This window comes from Shinella sp. WSD5-1 (assembly GCF_963942435.1).
Classification (GTDB): domain Bacteria; phylum Pseudomonadota; class Alphaproteobacteria; order Rhizobiales; family Rhizobiaceae; genus Shinella; species Shinella yambaruensis.
Genome location: NZ_OZ012596.1, coordinates 2,598,195 through 2,611,314, shown reverse-complemented (window position 1 = coordinate 2,611,314; position 13,120 = coordinate 2,598,195). Strand labels below are relative to the sequence as shown.

Annotated in this window: 12 protein-coding genes; all 12 read right to left on the bottom strand. The window is 59.7% G+C overall.

Annotation, left to right across the window (positions count from 1 at the left end; translation table 11 throughout):
* Positions 1-17 precede the first annotated feature (17 nt).
* Positions 18-995: a LysR family transcriptional regulator gene (locus AABQ55_RS12860; RefSeq protein WP_272805279.1), complete on the bottom strand. Its 978-nt coding sequence runs from the start codon at positions 993-995 to the stop codon at positions 18-20.
* 164 nt (positions 996-1,159) lie between these two features.
* The gene (locus AABQ55_RS12855; protein ID WP_272805278.1) at positions 1,160-1,612 is read right to left on the bottom strand and encodes a PTS sugar transporter subunit IIA; all 453 of its coding nucleotides are present in this window, start codon (positions 1,610-1,612) and stop codon (positions 1,160-1,162) included.
* Between the two features lie 46 nt (positions 1,613-1,658).
* On the bottom strand, positions 1,659-2,354 hold the full coding sequence (locus AABQ55_RS12850) for a response regulator transcription factor (protein ID WP_272805277.1): 696 nt from the start codon (positions 2,352-2,354) through the stop codon (positions 1,659-1,661).
* Positions 2,351-5,056: a sensor histidine kinase gene (locus tag AABQ55_RS12845; RefSeq protein WP_272805276.1), complete on the bottom strand. Its 2,706-nt coding sequence runs from the start codon at positions 5,054-5,056 to the stop codon at positions 2,351-2,353. The genes AABQ55_RS12850 and AABQ55_RS12845 overlap by 4 nt, the downstream gene beginning before the upstream one ends.
* A 57-nt stretch (positions 5,057-5,113) precedes the next feature.
* Positions 5,114-5,686 carry a potassium-transporting ATPase subunit KdpC gene (gene kdpC, locus AABQ55_RS12840; RefSeq protein WP_272805275.1) on the bottom strand — a complete coding sequence of 191 codons (573 nt, stop codon included), beginning with the start codon at positions 5,684-5,686 and terminating at the stop codon, positions 5,114-5,116.
* Between the two features lie 72 nt (positions 5,687-5,758).
* Positions 5,759-7,828, bottom strand: a complete 2,070-nt coding sequence (gene kdpB / locus AABQ55_RS12835) for a potassium-transporting ATPase subunit KdpB (protein WP_272805274.1) — start codon at positions 7,826-7,828, stop codon at positions 5,759-5,761.
* Positions 7,829-8,054: 226 nt separating this feature from the next.
* On the bottom strand, positions 8,055-9,758 hold the full coding sequence (gene kdpA, locus AABQ55_RS12830; RefSeq protein ID WP_272805273.1) for a potassium-transporting ATPase subunit KdpA: 1,704 nt from the start codon (positions 9,756-9,758) through the stop codon (positions 8,055-8,057).
* A gap of 616 nt (positions 9,759-10,374) precedes the next feature.
* Positions 10,375-10,623: a hypothetical protein gene (locus AABQ55_RS12825; protein WP_272805271.1), complete on the bottom strand. Its 249-nt coding sequence runs from the start codon at positions 10,621-10,623 to the stop codon at positions 10,375-10,377.
* Between the two features lie 52 nt (positions 10,624-10,675).
* Positions 10,676-10,870, bottom strand: a complete 195-nt coding sequence (locus AABQ55_RS12820; RefSeq protein ID WP_272805270.1) for a hypothetical protein — start codon at positions 10,868-10,870, stop codon at positions 10,676-10,678.
* A 153-nt stretch (positions 10,871-11,023) separates the two neighbouring features.
* Entirely contained in the window at positions 11,024-11,998 is a 975-nt protein-coding gene (dapA, locus tag AABQ55_RS12815) for a 4-hydroxy-tetrahydrodipicolinate synthase (protein ID WP_272805269.1), read from the bottom strand.
* Positions 11,995-12,357 carry a hypothetical protein gene (locus AABQ55_RS12810; protein ID WP_272805268.1) on the bottom strand — a complete coding sequence of 121 codons (363 nt, stop codon included), beginning with the start codon at positions 12,355-12,357 and terminating at the stop codon, positions 11,995-11,997. The genes dapA and AABQ55_RS12810 overlap by 4 nt, the downstream gene beginning before the upstream one ends.
* Positions 12,358-12,780: 423 nt before the next feature.
* Positions 12,781-13,068: a hypothetical protein gene (locus tag AABQ55_RS12805; RefSeq protein ID WP_338341904.1), complete on the bottom strand. Its 288-nt coding sequence runs from the start codon at positions 13,066-13,068 to the stop codon at positions 12,781-12,783.
* Positions 13,069-13,120 lie beyond the last annotated feature (52 nt).

The window sequence follows — 13,120 nt, the reverse complement described above, 5'->3', positions numbered from 1 at the left end:
CCTGCCGTCCGGCACGATCAGATGAACCGATGCAGACGCCCTCCAGCGCCTTTGGCAGCCAGACTCGAGGCCAGCGAAAGAAAACGCCGAAGTGAGGGGTTATCCCGGTCGGGCGCCCAAACCGCGCTGAACGGTACTATGTCTTCGTCCTCGACCAGAGGTCGGAGCATGAGCCGAGGGACGGAGACAGAGCGCCAGCCGGCCGACACAACGGTTATGCCTCGGCCGATCGCCACCATGTTCATCAATGTCTCCTGGTTGCATGGCATGATCTTGATAGCGGGATACGTACTGTAATCCGCTAGACGGCGAACTATGTAATCGTGGACTTCGAGCCCAGGCGCACATTTCGTCACCAGAAATTTCTGATCACGAAGCCATGGCCATTCAATCGCTTCGCGTTCAGCCAAATGATGGTCGGCCGATAGCGCTACATGAACCCGTTCCTGCCAGAGTTCAGCCGTCTCAAAACCCGCGATCACACCATTGCCTGTGAAGAAAGCGATATCCAGTTGACGGGACCGCAGGGCGGCGATGTGCTCTATCCGTCCTCCATCCCTGATCTCTATGGCCACCTTTGGGTGTAGAAGCGCATACCTTTCGATCAGCTCTCTCAGAAACCCGCCCGCAAGCGATGTGAGAACCCCAATGCTCAAACTACCGTTTTCGCCGCGGCCGGCCGCTCCCGCAGTTCGTGTCGCCTGCATGATCAAGTCGATGGCTGGGCGGACGGTGGCGACAAATTGCTCCCCCGCATTTGTTAGGCGAATACCCGACGGACAGCGCTCGAAAAATGAAACTCCCACCACATCCTCAACGCGTTGTACGCCTCGGCTCACGGTCGCCGGATACTGACCGAGGGCATCTGCAGCACGTCGAAAACTGCGATGCTCAGCCGCGGCTACGACATACTGGAGCGAACTCAGATCAAAAGGGATCTTCGTGGGCCCAGGAGGAGGGGTTGGGTCCTCACAGTGCAAATTCTCCTCATCCATCCGCTCGCCTCAATCAATCGGCGGAGGAAGTGATAATTGCCTCAAGATCAATACATTCTGGCAACTACAGAATTGGTGTGACGCTGGAATGGTCAGCCCTGCCAATCCCACCCCAACAATGCCTCTAGCCTCCACGACTTCTGCAGCCGCTCGTACGAGGCCCGTCATCCCGGTTGCTCAACTAGAATAGAATAAGCGGCATGCTCCGACTTGGCGCCGCGCAGCATTTTCATGACTTGCTCATCGCGCATCCTACGGGCAACCGCCGCGAGAATCTTCAGATACTCGTTGCTGCCTTCGGGGGCCGACAGAAGCAGAAAAACAACATCGACCGGAAGGTCGTCCACCGCCTCGAAATCGATCGGCCTCTTCAGCACCATCAGCGCCGCAAAGGATGTCTCGAGCCCCGGGACTGGCGCATGAGGCATGGCGACGCCATGTCCGATGCCGGTCGACCCAAGCCGCTCCCGGCCAAGCAGAGCAGTGTGTATCGCTTCCTCGGTTAGCCCTGTGCGAGCGGCTGCATGGGCGGCCAGCTTCTTGATCAGGACCGCTTTCGTCGAGATGGATAGATCAAGGATCACGTCCTCTGGTGCAATGGCAGATGACAAGTTCATAGGGATACTCACGTTAAGTCGCTCGCCTGTAGACGAACGCGCGCGGTCACTGATCCGGCTCACGGAGGCGGTAACCGACACCTGTTTCAGTCAGGATATATTGCGGCTGATCGGGTGTGGCCTCGATCTTCTGCCGCAACTGGCGGACATAGACCCGCAGATATTGGACATCTGTAGCGCCGCCCCACACATGCTTCAGAATGTGCTGGTGTGTGATGACTTTGCCCGCGTGCTGCACGAGGACGCGCAGAATGTCGTATTCCTTGGGTGAGAGCTTCACCTCCTTATCTGCGACCTTGACGATCCGCTTCACCAGGTCGACCGAGAGATCGCCAACCTGGAATATCGGGCGTTCGCCCTGTTGCTGAAGCTTGTGCCTGAGCGCCACCCGAATGCGCGCAGCTAACTCGCGCATCCCGAATGGTTTGGTGAGATAATCGTCGGCGCCCAGTTCCAGCGCCTTGACGATGCCCGTTTCATCGGTCCGGCTGGAAAGGACCACAATCGGCAGCTCGATGAGCTCGGCACGCCACCTTTCGAGTAGGTCATGGCCTGAGATATCTGGCAGCCCAAGATCGAGCAAAATCAGATCGGGCTTCTCCTCGGTGAGGATCGCGACGGCTTCCTCGCCGCTTGCGGCCTCGACCATGGCGTAGCCCTCGGCCGTCAGCCCAACGCGCAGAAGTTTCCTGATCGGCGGCTCGTCATCGACGACGAGAATCTTGACTACGGACGTACTCATATCCTTCCTTCCAAAGTCGAGGGCTCCGGTCCGATCGGAAACCGCAGCGTGAAAATGGCACCGGGTCTGTCAGCCCGGTTGGTCGCTAAAATCGTTCCGCCCATCGCCTCGACAAATCCCTTGCAGATAGAGAGACCGAGCCCGGTCCCAGCCTGAACGTGGTCCTTCTTCCGGACCCGATAGAAGCTATCGAAAATTCTCGTCAGATCATCAGAGGGCATGCCGGGCCCTTCATCGACGATCTGCAAGACAACGTGGGCGTCTTCCGCCCAGGCTCTTATCGAGATCAGCGAGCCTGTTGGCGCGTATTTGCGTGCGTTGTCGAGCAGATTGAACAGCACCTGCTCGAACAGGACCGGATCGAGGCGGACCATCGGCAGATCCGGAGGTACGGCAAGGCTTAGCTTATGGAGAGCCAGTATCTTCTCGGCTCGGCGCAGGGCGCTGCCAACGCTGTCGCCGATGAACAGCGGCGTAAGCGATACCGCCGCAGCGCCGGATTCCAGCCGAGTCATGTCGAGCAGGTTCGCGATGAACCGGTTCAGCCGTTCGGCCTCTTCGACAATCGTCGTCAGCAGTTCGACCCGGCCGGAGTCCGTCAGGGATGTCGAATAGTCTCTCAGCGCTCCCGCCGACCCGAGGATCGACGCCAAAGGCGTCTTGAGGTCATGCGAGAGCGACGTCAAAAGCGCGGAGCGCAGCTTGTCCGCCTCGGCGGCCAGACGCGCATTGTCGACATCCGCGACCAGTTGGATGCGCTCGATCGCCAGAGCAGCCTGATCCGCCAGAGAGTCGAAAAGCCGCTGTTCTGCGGGCGTCAGAACCGGCCCTTGCTTGTCATTGTCCAGACCGATAACGCCGACCCGTGTCCTGCCGGTCTTCAGAGGGAGATAAAGGCGCTTCGCTCCCGGTAGCGTGTCCGCCCCACGCCCTGCAGGCTTGTCATGCTCCCAGGCCCATTGGGCCGCCGCAATGTCGGCATCGTCGAGCGTGTCATCGGGCGGGAAACCCGCCTGGACCGCGATGCGGCCATTCTCCGGCAACAGAGCAACCACCCTGACCTGAAGCATGGAAGCGATCTGATAGACCGTGGCCCAGAGAACGTCGCCCAACGTACCGGCACCGGCGAGCTTCTTGCTGAAGAGATAAAGGCCCTCGGTCGTTTTGGCTCTTTGGCGCGCCGTCACGGCTTGCCGTTGAACCCGGCCCGCCAGATTGCTGGCAATCACCGCGACGCCGAGAAAGAACGCGAAGGCGACGACGCTTTCCGGGTCGCCGATATCCAGCGTGTAGCGCGGTTCGAGGAAAAAGAAGTTAAAAACTAGCGCGCCAACCACGGAAGCGAACAAAGCCGGCCAAAGGCCCCCGCCCATCGCCGAGGCCAGCACCGCCATCAGAAAGACGAGGGCGATGTTGCGGACATCCAAAAAGCGCGACAGCGCCGTTCCGATGCCCAACGCCACGGCGACGTAAAGGGAACTCCAAAGATAGTGGCCGAAGTCGAGCCGTCGTTTCGGCCGCGCACTGAGCGTCGCTGGAGGTCGCGTTTCCTCGCCGTTGCCCGGCGAGATGACATGCACGCTCACGTCCGTCTTGGCGCGGATCAGATCATGCGAAACGGAGCCTGCGAAAATCTCCCGCCACCTGGGCGAGGTCGGCATGCCGACGATGACGTGCGTGTAGTTGTTGGTCGATGCGTAGGCCAGAATCTCTTGCGCAACGTTCTCGCCGGGCAGCGTAACCGCCTCGGCCCCGAGTTGCTCGGCAAGACGCAATGCACTGGCGATCTTGTCCTTTTGCTGCTCGGAGAGCCGGGCATCCTTGCTCGTCTCGACGTGAACAGCGGCCCACGGCGCACGAAGCCGGTCCGCCTGGCGGCGGCCATAGCGCACGAGAGCCGTCGCTCCGGGCCGTTCGTTGATGCACACCAAGACGCGCTCGCCGGCCGACCACGGCCCGGCGATCGCATGCGCCTGCATATGCGTCACCAATTGATCGTCAACGCGTTGGGCTGTCCGTCGAAGCGCAAGTTCTCGCAGCGCGGTCAGGTTGCTCGGCGAAAAGTAGTTCTGCGTCGCACGCTTGGCTGTCTTGGGTAGGTAGACCTTGCCCTCATTCAGCCGCTTGATCAGATCGCCCGGTGTGATGTCGATGATTTCGATGTCGTCGGCGCGGTCGATGATCGAATCCGGAACAGTCTCGCGCACCCGGATGCGCGTGATCTGGGCCACGACGTCGTTGAGGCTCTCGACGTGCTGGATGTTGAGCGTGCTGTAGACGTCTATGCCGTTGGCGAGCAGTTCCTCGACATCGAGATAGCGCTTGGGATGGCGACTGCCGGGCGCGTTGGTATGCGCGAGCTCATCCACCAGAACGAGCGCCGGCTTCCGCGCCAGAATCGCGTCGATGTCCATTTCATCGAGCACATGCCCTCGATAGGGCACAGTGCGGCGCGGAACGATCTCGAACCCTTCAACCAGAGCCTCGGTCTCGGCCCGCCCGTGGGTCTCGACCACCCCGATGACCACGTCGATCCCATCGGCCCGCTGAGCCCGGCCCGACATGAGCATTTCATATGTCTTGCCCACACCCGGCGCCGCCCCAAGAAAGATCTTGAGGTGGCCGCGCGTCTCCCGCTGCGCACTTTCCAGCAACGCGTCAGGCGATGGACGGCTCTGCTCTCGTATTGGGTCGTCAGACACTTAATGACTCCGGATCAACGGTCAGGACGGCTATTATAGCCGTCCTGACATCTTGATTCAGCCTCTGTTGGCGTCGTCGAGCGCCAGGTTCAGCTTGAGAACGTTGACCACGGGCTCGCCCATGAAACCGAGCATGCGCGGCTCGACGAGCTCATCGACCAATGCGCGCACGACAGCCTCATCAATGCCGCGCGCTTTGGCGACACGCCCCACCTGGAAGTAGGCGGCTTCGGGCGTGATGTGCGGATCGAGCCCGCTGCCCGAGGCCGTCACGAGGTTCATCGGGACCGCCTGGTCACCGTTCGCCGCGCGCTGAGCCTCTGTATCAGCGGCGACGCGATCGCGAAGCGCCTGGCTGGTGGGACCAAGATTGGAGCCGCTGGAGGCGCCGGCGTCATAGCCGTCCGAGCCGGCCGCCGACGCACGCGGATGGAAATAGCGCTCGCCGGTGAACCGCTGGCCGATCAGTTCGGAGCCGATGACCGTGCCTTCACGCTCGATCAAACTTCCATTGGCCTGTTGGGGGAAAATAGCTTGCGCGATACCGGTTACGCCAAGGGGGTAGATGAGACCGGTGATGACGGTTAGTGCGACAATAAAGAAAATCGCGGGTCTGATTTGCTTGAGCATCGTTTCTGTCCTGAGTGGTCCGCGGCTGATGGATATCGCTCCGCGGCTTGTGTCTGTGATGACCGCTTTCGACTAAACGAGACCAGCGGCTGTGATGGCCATATCGATGAGCTTGATGCCGGCGAAGGGCACGAGAATGCCGCCCAGCCCGTAAATCAGAAGATTCCGGGACAGCAGCGAACCCGCTCCGATGGCTCGATACTTCACGCCTTTCAGCGACAGCGGGATCAGCGCCACAATGATGAGGGCGTTGAAGATGATCGCGGACAGGATGGCGCTCTGCGGTGAAGCGAGGCCCATGATGTTGAGCGCGCCAAGCTGGGGATAGAACGCCAGGAACATCGCCGGGATGATCGCGAAATACTTCGCGATGTCGTTGGCGATCGAGAACGTCGTCAGCGCGCCGCGCGTCATCAGCAATTGCTTGCCGATTTCCACGATCTCGATCAGCTTGGTCGGATCGCTATCGAGATCCACCATGTTGCCGGCCTCGCGTGCTGCCACCGTGCCGGTGTTCATAGCGACGCCAACGTCCGCCTGGGCGAGTGCCGGGGCGTCGTTGGTGCCGTCGCCGCACATGGCGACAAGCTTGCCCTTGGCCTGTTCCTCGCGGATCAGCGCCAGCTTGTTCTCCGGCGTTGCCTGCGCCAGGAAGTCATCGACGCCGGCTTCGGCAGCGATGGCAGCCGCGGTCATCGGGTTGTCGCCGGTGATCATCACCGTGCGAATGCCCATGCGGCGCAGCTCGGCGAACCGTTCCTTGATGCCGCCCTTGACGATGTCCTTGAGGTAGATGACGCCGAGCAAGCGGCCATCCTTCACCACGGCGAGCGGCGTGCCGCCTGCCTTGGCGATCTGGTCGGCGATGCCCTGAAGCTCACGAACGCTTTCAGCGGAAGCACGCGGGCTGCCGGTTGCGACCGTAGCCAGCTCGACATGATTCAGAACCGCGTCGACCGCACCCTTGCGGATCGATGAGCCGTCCAGGTCGACGCCGCTCATGCGGGTTTGTGCCGTGAATGGGACAAAGGTCGCGTTCAGACTCGCCATGTCGCGCGCACGAATGCTGTACTTTTCCTTGGCAAGCACAACGATCGATCGGCCTTCCGGGGTTTCGTCGGCAAGCGAAGCAAGCTGCGCCGCATCGGCGAGTTCCTTTTCGGTAACGCCTCTGATGGGCCGGAACTCGCTGGCCTGACGGTTGCCGAGCGTAATCGTGCCGGTCTTGTCGAGCAGCAGCGTGTCGACGTCGCCAGCTGCCTCGACCGCGCGGCCGGACATGGCCAGAACATTGAAGCGAACCAACCGGTCCATGCCGGCGATGCCGATGGCCGATAGCAGCGCGCCAATGGTGGTCGGGATCAGCGTGACGAACAGAGCGACAAGGACGATGATGGGAACATACCCTCCCGCATAGGTCGCAAAGCTCGGGATGGTCACCACGGCCAGCACGAAGATCAACGTCATCCCTGCAAGCAGGATGTTGAGCGCGATTTCGTTCGGCGTTTTCTGGCGTTCAGCGCCTTCGACCAGAGCGATCATCTTGTCGATGAACGTCGATCCTGCCGCAGCGGTGATCCGAACCTTGATCTTGTCGGAAAGGACCTGAGTGCCGCCGGTGACAGCGGAGCGATCACCGCCAGATTCACGGATGACTGGAGCAGACTCGCCCGTAATCGCCGCTTCGTTCACCGAGGCCACCCCCTCGATGACCTCACCATCCGAGGGAATGATGTCACCCGGTTCGACCAGAACGATATCACCGACCTTGAGGCTGTTGCCTGCCACCATTTTGTAGTCGCCGTTGCCGTTCGACAGCAGCTTCGCCTGGGTCTCGGTGCGGGTACGCCGTAGCGAATCCGCCTGCGCCTTGCCGCGCCCTTCGGCCACGGCTTCTGCGAAATTGGCGAACAGCACCGTGAACCAAAGCCACAGAACGATCTGCAGGGAGAAACCGACGCTTTCGGCTCCTGTGACAATATCCTTGAGCAGGAGCACCGTCGTCAGGACTGATACGACCGCGACAACGAACATCACCGGATTTTTAGCGAGGCTCTTCGGATTCAGTTTCCGAAACGCGTCTCCTATGGCCGGAACGAGTATGCGAGCGTCGAGTATGCTCGCGGATTTGGACTGGTTCATTTGAAACTCCAGCGAGTTTGTTCTTGGGGGCGACCACCCGGTCACACCGCCGCGAGCAATTCAGTGATAAGTTTGGCGAGGAGCACCACCGCTCCTAACACCAGTGTCATGCCGAGAATGATGGTCGATGCCCTGGGCGGCCTCGCCGCTCCTCGCTCCTGAAACAAGGAGCGAGGATTCATGGCTAATCGGATCGATCTCAGCCATTTGGCCGTCATCGCTGTTCTCAGAACGTCTGGCCCGCGAGCATGGCGAAGTGCTCGACGATTGGACCCAACGCCAGTGCAGGGAAGAACGTCAGGCCGCCGACGATCAGAATCACACCCACCAGAAGACCTACAAACAGAGGCCCGGTCGTAGGCAGGGTACCGCTGGACTCGGGAACCGTTTTCTTGGCGACCAGGGAGCCAGCGATAGCCAGCGCTGGAACGATCACCATGAAGCGTCCCATCAACATCGCCAGGCCAATCGTGATGTTGTACCAAGGCGTGTTGGCCGAAAGACCTGCAAAGGCCGAACCATTGTTCGCGGTGCCTGAAGTGTAGGCGTAAAGGACCTCGGAGAAGCCGTGTGGACCCGCGTTCGCCATCGAAGCCACACCCGTGTCGAGCACTACGGCAATCGCGGTGAAGCCAAGTATCGAAAGAGGCAGACACAAGACAGCCAGCATGGCCATCTTCACTTCCTTCGCCTCAATCTTCTTGCCGAGATATTCGGGTGTACGCCCGACCATGAGCCCTGCAACGAAGATCGCGACGACGACGAACAGGATGATGCCGTAGAAGCCTGCGCCGACACCGCCAATGATGATTTCGCCGAGCATCATGTTGATGATCGGGATCATCCCGCCCAGCGGCATGAAGCTGTCGTGCATGGCTATGACCGCGCCGCACGACGCAGCGGTCGTAACGACTGCAAAGAGCGCCGACGTGACGATACCGAAACGGGTTTCCTTTCCTTCCATGTTGCCGCCCTCAAGGCCAAGCGAATGGAGAATCGGATTGCCCGCAGCCTCGGCCCAATAGGTAATTGCGACACCGGCGAGGAACAGGACGCCCATGGCGGTGAAGATAGCCCAGCCTTTTTTCTCGCTGCCGACCATGCGACCAAACACGTTGGTCAGAGCAGCGCCGATGGCGAAGATCGAGACCATGTGGATGAGGTTGGTGAAGGCATTCGGGTTTTCGAACGGGTGCGAAGCGTTGACGTTGAAGAAGCCGCCGCCGTTCGTTCCCAGATGCTTGATCATCATCTGAGATGCGACCGGCCCCTGAGCGATGGTTTGCTGCGCGCCTTCAACCGTTGTTGCGATGGTGTACGGGTTGAGGTTCTGCGGAACGCCCTGCCAGACCAGGACCAGGCTGCCGACAAAGCAGATCGGCAACAAGACGTAGAGCGTGATGCGGGTGAGATCGACCCAGAAATTGCCGACCGTTTTGCCAGATGCCCGGGAAAACCCGCGAATCAATGCCACCGCAATCGCGATGCCCGTCGCTGCCGACACGAAGTTCTGCACGGTAAGACCCGCCATCTGGGTCAAATAGCTCATGGTGGTCTCGCCGCCATAGCCCTGCCAGTTGGTATTGGTCATGAAGCTGACAGCGGTATTGAAAGCGCTGGTCGGCTCAATCGCTCCCAGTCCCTGAGGGTTGAACGGCAACCCTCCCTGGAGACGTTGAACGAGGTAGAGAACCGTGAAGCCGGCGAGGTTGAAGAGCAGCACGGCCAGCGCATAGGTCGTCCAATGCTGCTCCTCTTTCTCATTCGTTCCAGCGACACGGTACAGTCCCCGTTCGAGCGGCCCAAAAATGGCCGAAAGGATCGTACGCTCGCCGTTCAGGACGCGGGTGAGATAGCCGCCGAGCGGCTTCACCAGCGCGATGATGATCCCGGCAAAGACCAGGATCTGTATCCATCCATTTATTGTCATCGGTGGTTTCTTTCCGAGCTACTGTCTTGATCAGAACCGCTCGGGACGAGCGAGGGCATAGAGCAAATAGCCAGTCACAAAGACCGCAACGCCTGCTCCGAGGAAGTATTCCAAGATCATGATTGATTTCTCCCAGTCAGAGCTTTTCGCAAACTCTGATGTATCCAAACATCAGTGCGAAAAATCCAACACCTATTGCCAGCACAATAACGTCCATTGCTTTCGCCTCCGGCGCCGCAGTTGATACGAATGGCCAGCCAAGACGGAAAACCTAGCAAGCCACAGCCATAATTCTTCCAGCGCTCCCGTGCGTAGGCGCGGGTGCCGGAGGAGGAATTTGGCGGGAATATGGACGCGAACCGCATATAGGTTCGAGAGAGGGCAAGGCCCCAAGAAATATGAATCTAATAGTAATTCCGGCCTAGGATATAAAAAATCCATAGGATCTAATCGATATCTAGCTGTGAACCGACTCTGGCCAAAAAGTTAGCCCGCCGACTCGGCCGAGTCGGCGGGCTTCGCATCGTTCGTTTCGAGACGCTGTTATTGAAGCCTGACTAGTCCGCTATCGCGACACCATCGGGTGAGCAATGCGGGGCAACATGGCGCCCACTGGCTAAGCGGCCGCGCGGTGCCCAAACAGTGGGTCAAGGCTCAGGCTCTGGTTGTCGCTCATGCAGATCACGGCGCCTGGCACATTGTTGCTTTCCTGGCGGGCGAAATGAATCGCCGCATCCTTGCTGACGAAGCAGCCGCCGACGAGATTGCGCTCATCGCGAACAGTCCAGCATCCTCGATTGTCCTGGCCGACAAAAAAATGATTCAGAGGTTGAGGAGGCTCTTTCGGTTGAATGGCGCTTGCCATAGGGGATAATCCTGATTGTTCGTTGAAGACTGAGCTTTGGACGTCGGTGGCGCTAGCCCGCCAGTGAGGTCACAATGGCGACAGCCGCGATCACGATGGCCATCACGGCTCCAAGCCGCAGGAACATTCCGACATCAGCCATCTGCTCATCAGAGCGCACGGCGGCCTTGACCTCGCCTTCCGTCTGACGAGCGCCCGGCTTGTTCAGTTGTTGCATCGCGTAAAAGTAGTAACCACGAGGGTACATCGCAGAAATCCTTTCTTGATATCGGCAGGCTCTCCAAACTGTCCAGTCAGAGACTGCCTTCGCCGATACGTTGAATTTAGCGATCTCGGGATTTGTTCTCCATTTTACGGAAAGTCGGATTCCATAGTATTTTCATTGGAGAACACAGCATCATCATGCTGTTCGTATAGGGGAAGCCTGCTCAGGCCGAGAGGGGATGAGAGACCGATCGGCGGTCAGAGACGTATCGATCGCCAGAGCGTCGATATCGGCCATAGCAGCGCGAACTCTCTCTGCCGTGCTTTCGCTCACTTCCACCAACGGAAGGCGGACAGCAGGAGAATAGCCTCGCGCGCAGTGCAACGCGAACTTGACCGGGCATGGATTGGTTTCAAGTTCCAGCGCATCGAACAACGGGTAGAGATGGGCGTTGATGCGCCGAGCTTCGAGGTAATCACCACGTCGTACCGCTCCGAAGGTCGCAGCCGCCAACATCGGTGCGATATTCGAGACGACCGAGATCGCGCCATCACCCCCAGTCATCATAAAGGCCAGCATCGATCGGTCATGTCCGGAAAGCTGCGTGAAACGATCGCCAAAGCGGACGGCCATCGTGCTTACCCGCGTCGGATCTCCACTTGCGTCCTTGATGCCTACGATACCGGGCAGGTACGCAAGACGGTCGAGAGTTTCGATCCTGATATCAACGGCAGTACGCGAAGGCACGTTGTAGATGATGATCGGCAGCTCCGCGGATTGCGCGACGCTTTCGAAATGCCGGAACAGGCCTTCCTGGCTCGGCCGACTATAGTAAGGCGTTACCACCAAAGCCCCGTCTGCACCAAGGCGACCGGCCTCGCGGGTCAACTCCACGGTACGCCGGGTGTCGTTTGTCCCCGAGCCGGCGATCACCGGCACACGGCCATTTGAGACCTCGACGCACAACCGGATCACCGCCGCCCATTCCGGATGAGACAGGGTCGGCGCCTCGCCCGTGGTGCCGCAGGCGACAAGCCCCTGCACGCCCTGGTCGATCTGCCAGTTGGCAAGCTCCGCCAAGGCGTCGAAATCGATAGCCTCACCCCTATACGGGGTGACAAGTGCGGTCATCAGACCGCCGAATAACGGCGGCTCGCCTTTGGGGTTCATGCTGCCTCTTCTCCACCTTTCGAGAGTTCTTTTGGCCGACGCTGGCGACGATCGAGGGAGCCCAGCAAGGCGATCAGCATGGCGGCCGCCAGGTCATCGTGTCGGCCCATGCACCTGCGCAAATTTCCTCGATCGTTCCACGCCACGCTACAACGCCAACGATCTCCCGAGCGCCCCATCGACCAGGGGTGCCGTGTTGGCTGCAGATGAGCTCCGAGTTCGATAACCCCCTCAAGCAAGGCATCCGCTTCGAGCAGATCACGGAGCCTGCGGTGCCGTCGAAACTGCGGCTGGTCTTCGCGCTCCTCGATAATCCTCACAGCCAGCCAGATGTGGTGTTCCTTGAGAACTCGAGCCATCTCCAATTGAGTCCTCAGGCTTGTCAGCGCAGTCAGAGGAATTTCGCCCGAACCAAGTCTTGGGTCGTCGGGTTGGAGAGCGGGAGCAGCAGGGCGTGTCATGCCGCTCTCAGAAAAACTATCGCTACGACCTGCACCGCGGCACAGCTCGCAGCAAACATCAGGAGCAGGTATTCCGATCTACGGCGTCGCTCGCGTTTGCTGAACTTCGGTTTCGACCGCGGCAACCTGGGGTGAGCGGGACGGCCTGCAACTCTCCATTCAGCCGCCATTGCTGAGCACCAGATAGATGCTGGGGCCTGCGGTAGCAATAACAGCGCAACCGGCGACCACCACCAGAACGATGATCTCCACGCCGCGACGGATGAGGTGTCGGGAGACTTGGCGCTTGCTTGGTACAGCCTGGCTCAATTTTTACCCTCACTACCCAATCTGACGGGGCTCGCGCCGCCGGCTGATGTTCATCATCTCCAGGCAGAAGCGACCGTCTGACAGTTGAAGATAGAGGCGGTAGCAGCCGTAGCTCTCGCCTATCAGCCGTGCCGCGACGACTGCATCATTGCGCGTCGGGTGGCACCACTCCGAGTCTTCACCTTCAAGATGCACAGTCCAGCGATCGTCATAGTTCCGATAGACCCAGAGCACGGGCAGGACCGGATACAAAGTCGCTGCGGCCTGAGGCGCCGCCGATTTCGAGTTGATGAATTCCAAAGCCATATTTCACCTAACCAAGCGGAGAGTCTGCGGAGCCGATGGCTCCGCA

Coding starts and splice junctions, on each gene's coding strand:
- kdpB (WP_272805274.1), bottom strand. CDS start 7,828: ATGAACCAGTCCAAATCCGCGAGCATACTCGACGCTCGCATACTCGTT.
- dapA (WP_272805269.1), bottom strand. CDS start 11,998: ATGAACCCCAAAGGCGAGCCGCCGTTATTCGGCGGTCTGATGACCGCA.
- AABQ55_RS12810 (WP_272805268.1), bottom strand. CDS start 12,357: ATGGCTCGAGTTCTCAAGGAACACCACATCTGGCTGGCTGTGAGGATT.
- AABQ55_RS12825 (WP_272805271.1), bottom strand. CDS start 10,623: ATGGCAAGCGCCATTCAACCGAAAGAGCCTCCTCAACCTCTGAATCAT.
- AABQ55_RS12850 (WP_272805277.1), bottom strand. CDS start 2,354: ATGAGTACGTCCGTAGTCAAGATTCTCGTCGTCGATGACGAGCCGCCG.
- kdpA (WP_272805273.1), bottom strand. CDS start 9,758: ATGACAATAAATGGATGGATACAGATCCTGGTCTTTGCCGGGATCATC.
- AABQ55_RS12820 (WP_272805270.1), bottom strand. CDS start 10,870: ATGTACCCTCGTGGTTACTACTTTTACGCGATGCAACAACTGAACAAG.
- kdpC (WP_272805275.1), bottom strand. CDS start 5,686: ATGCTCAAGCAAATCAGACCCGCGATTTTCTTTATTGTCGCACTAACC.
- AABQ55_RS12855 (WP_272805278.1), bottom strand. CDS start 1,612: ATGAACTTGTCATCTGCCATTGCACCAGAGGACGTGATCCTTGATCTA.
- AABQ55_RS12860 (WP_272805279.1), bottom strand. CDS start 995: ATGGATGAGGAGAATTTGCACTGTGAGGACCCAACCCCTCCTCCTGGG.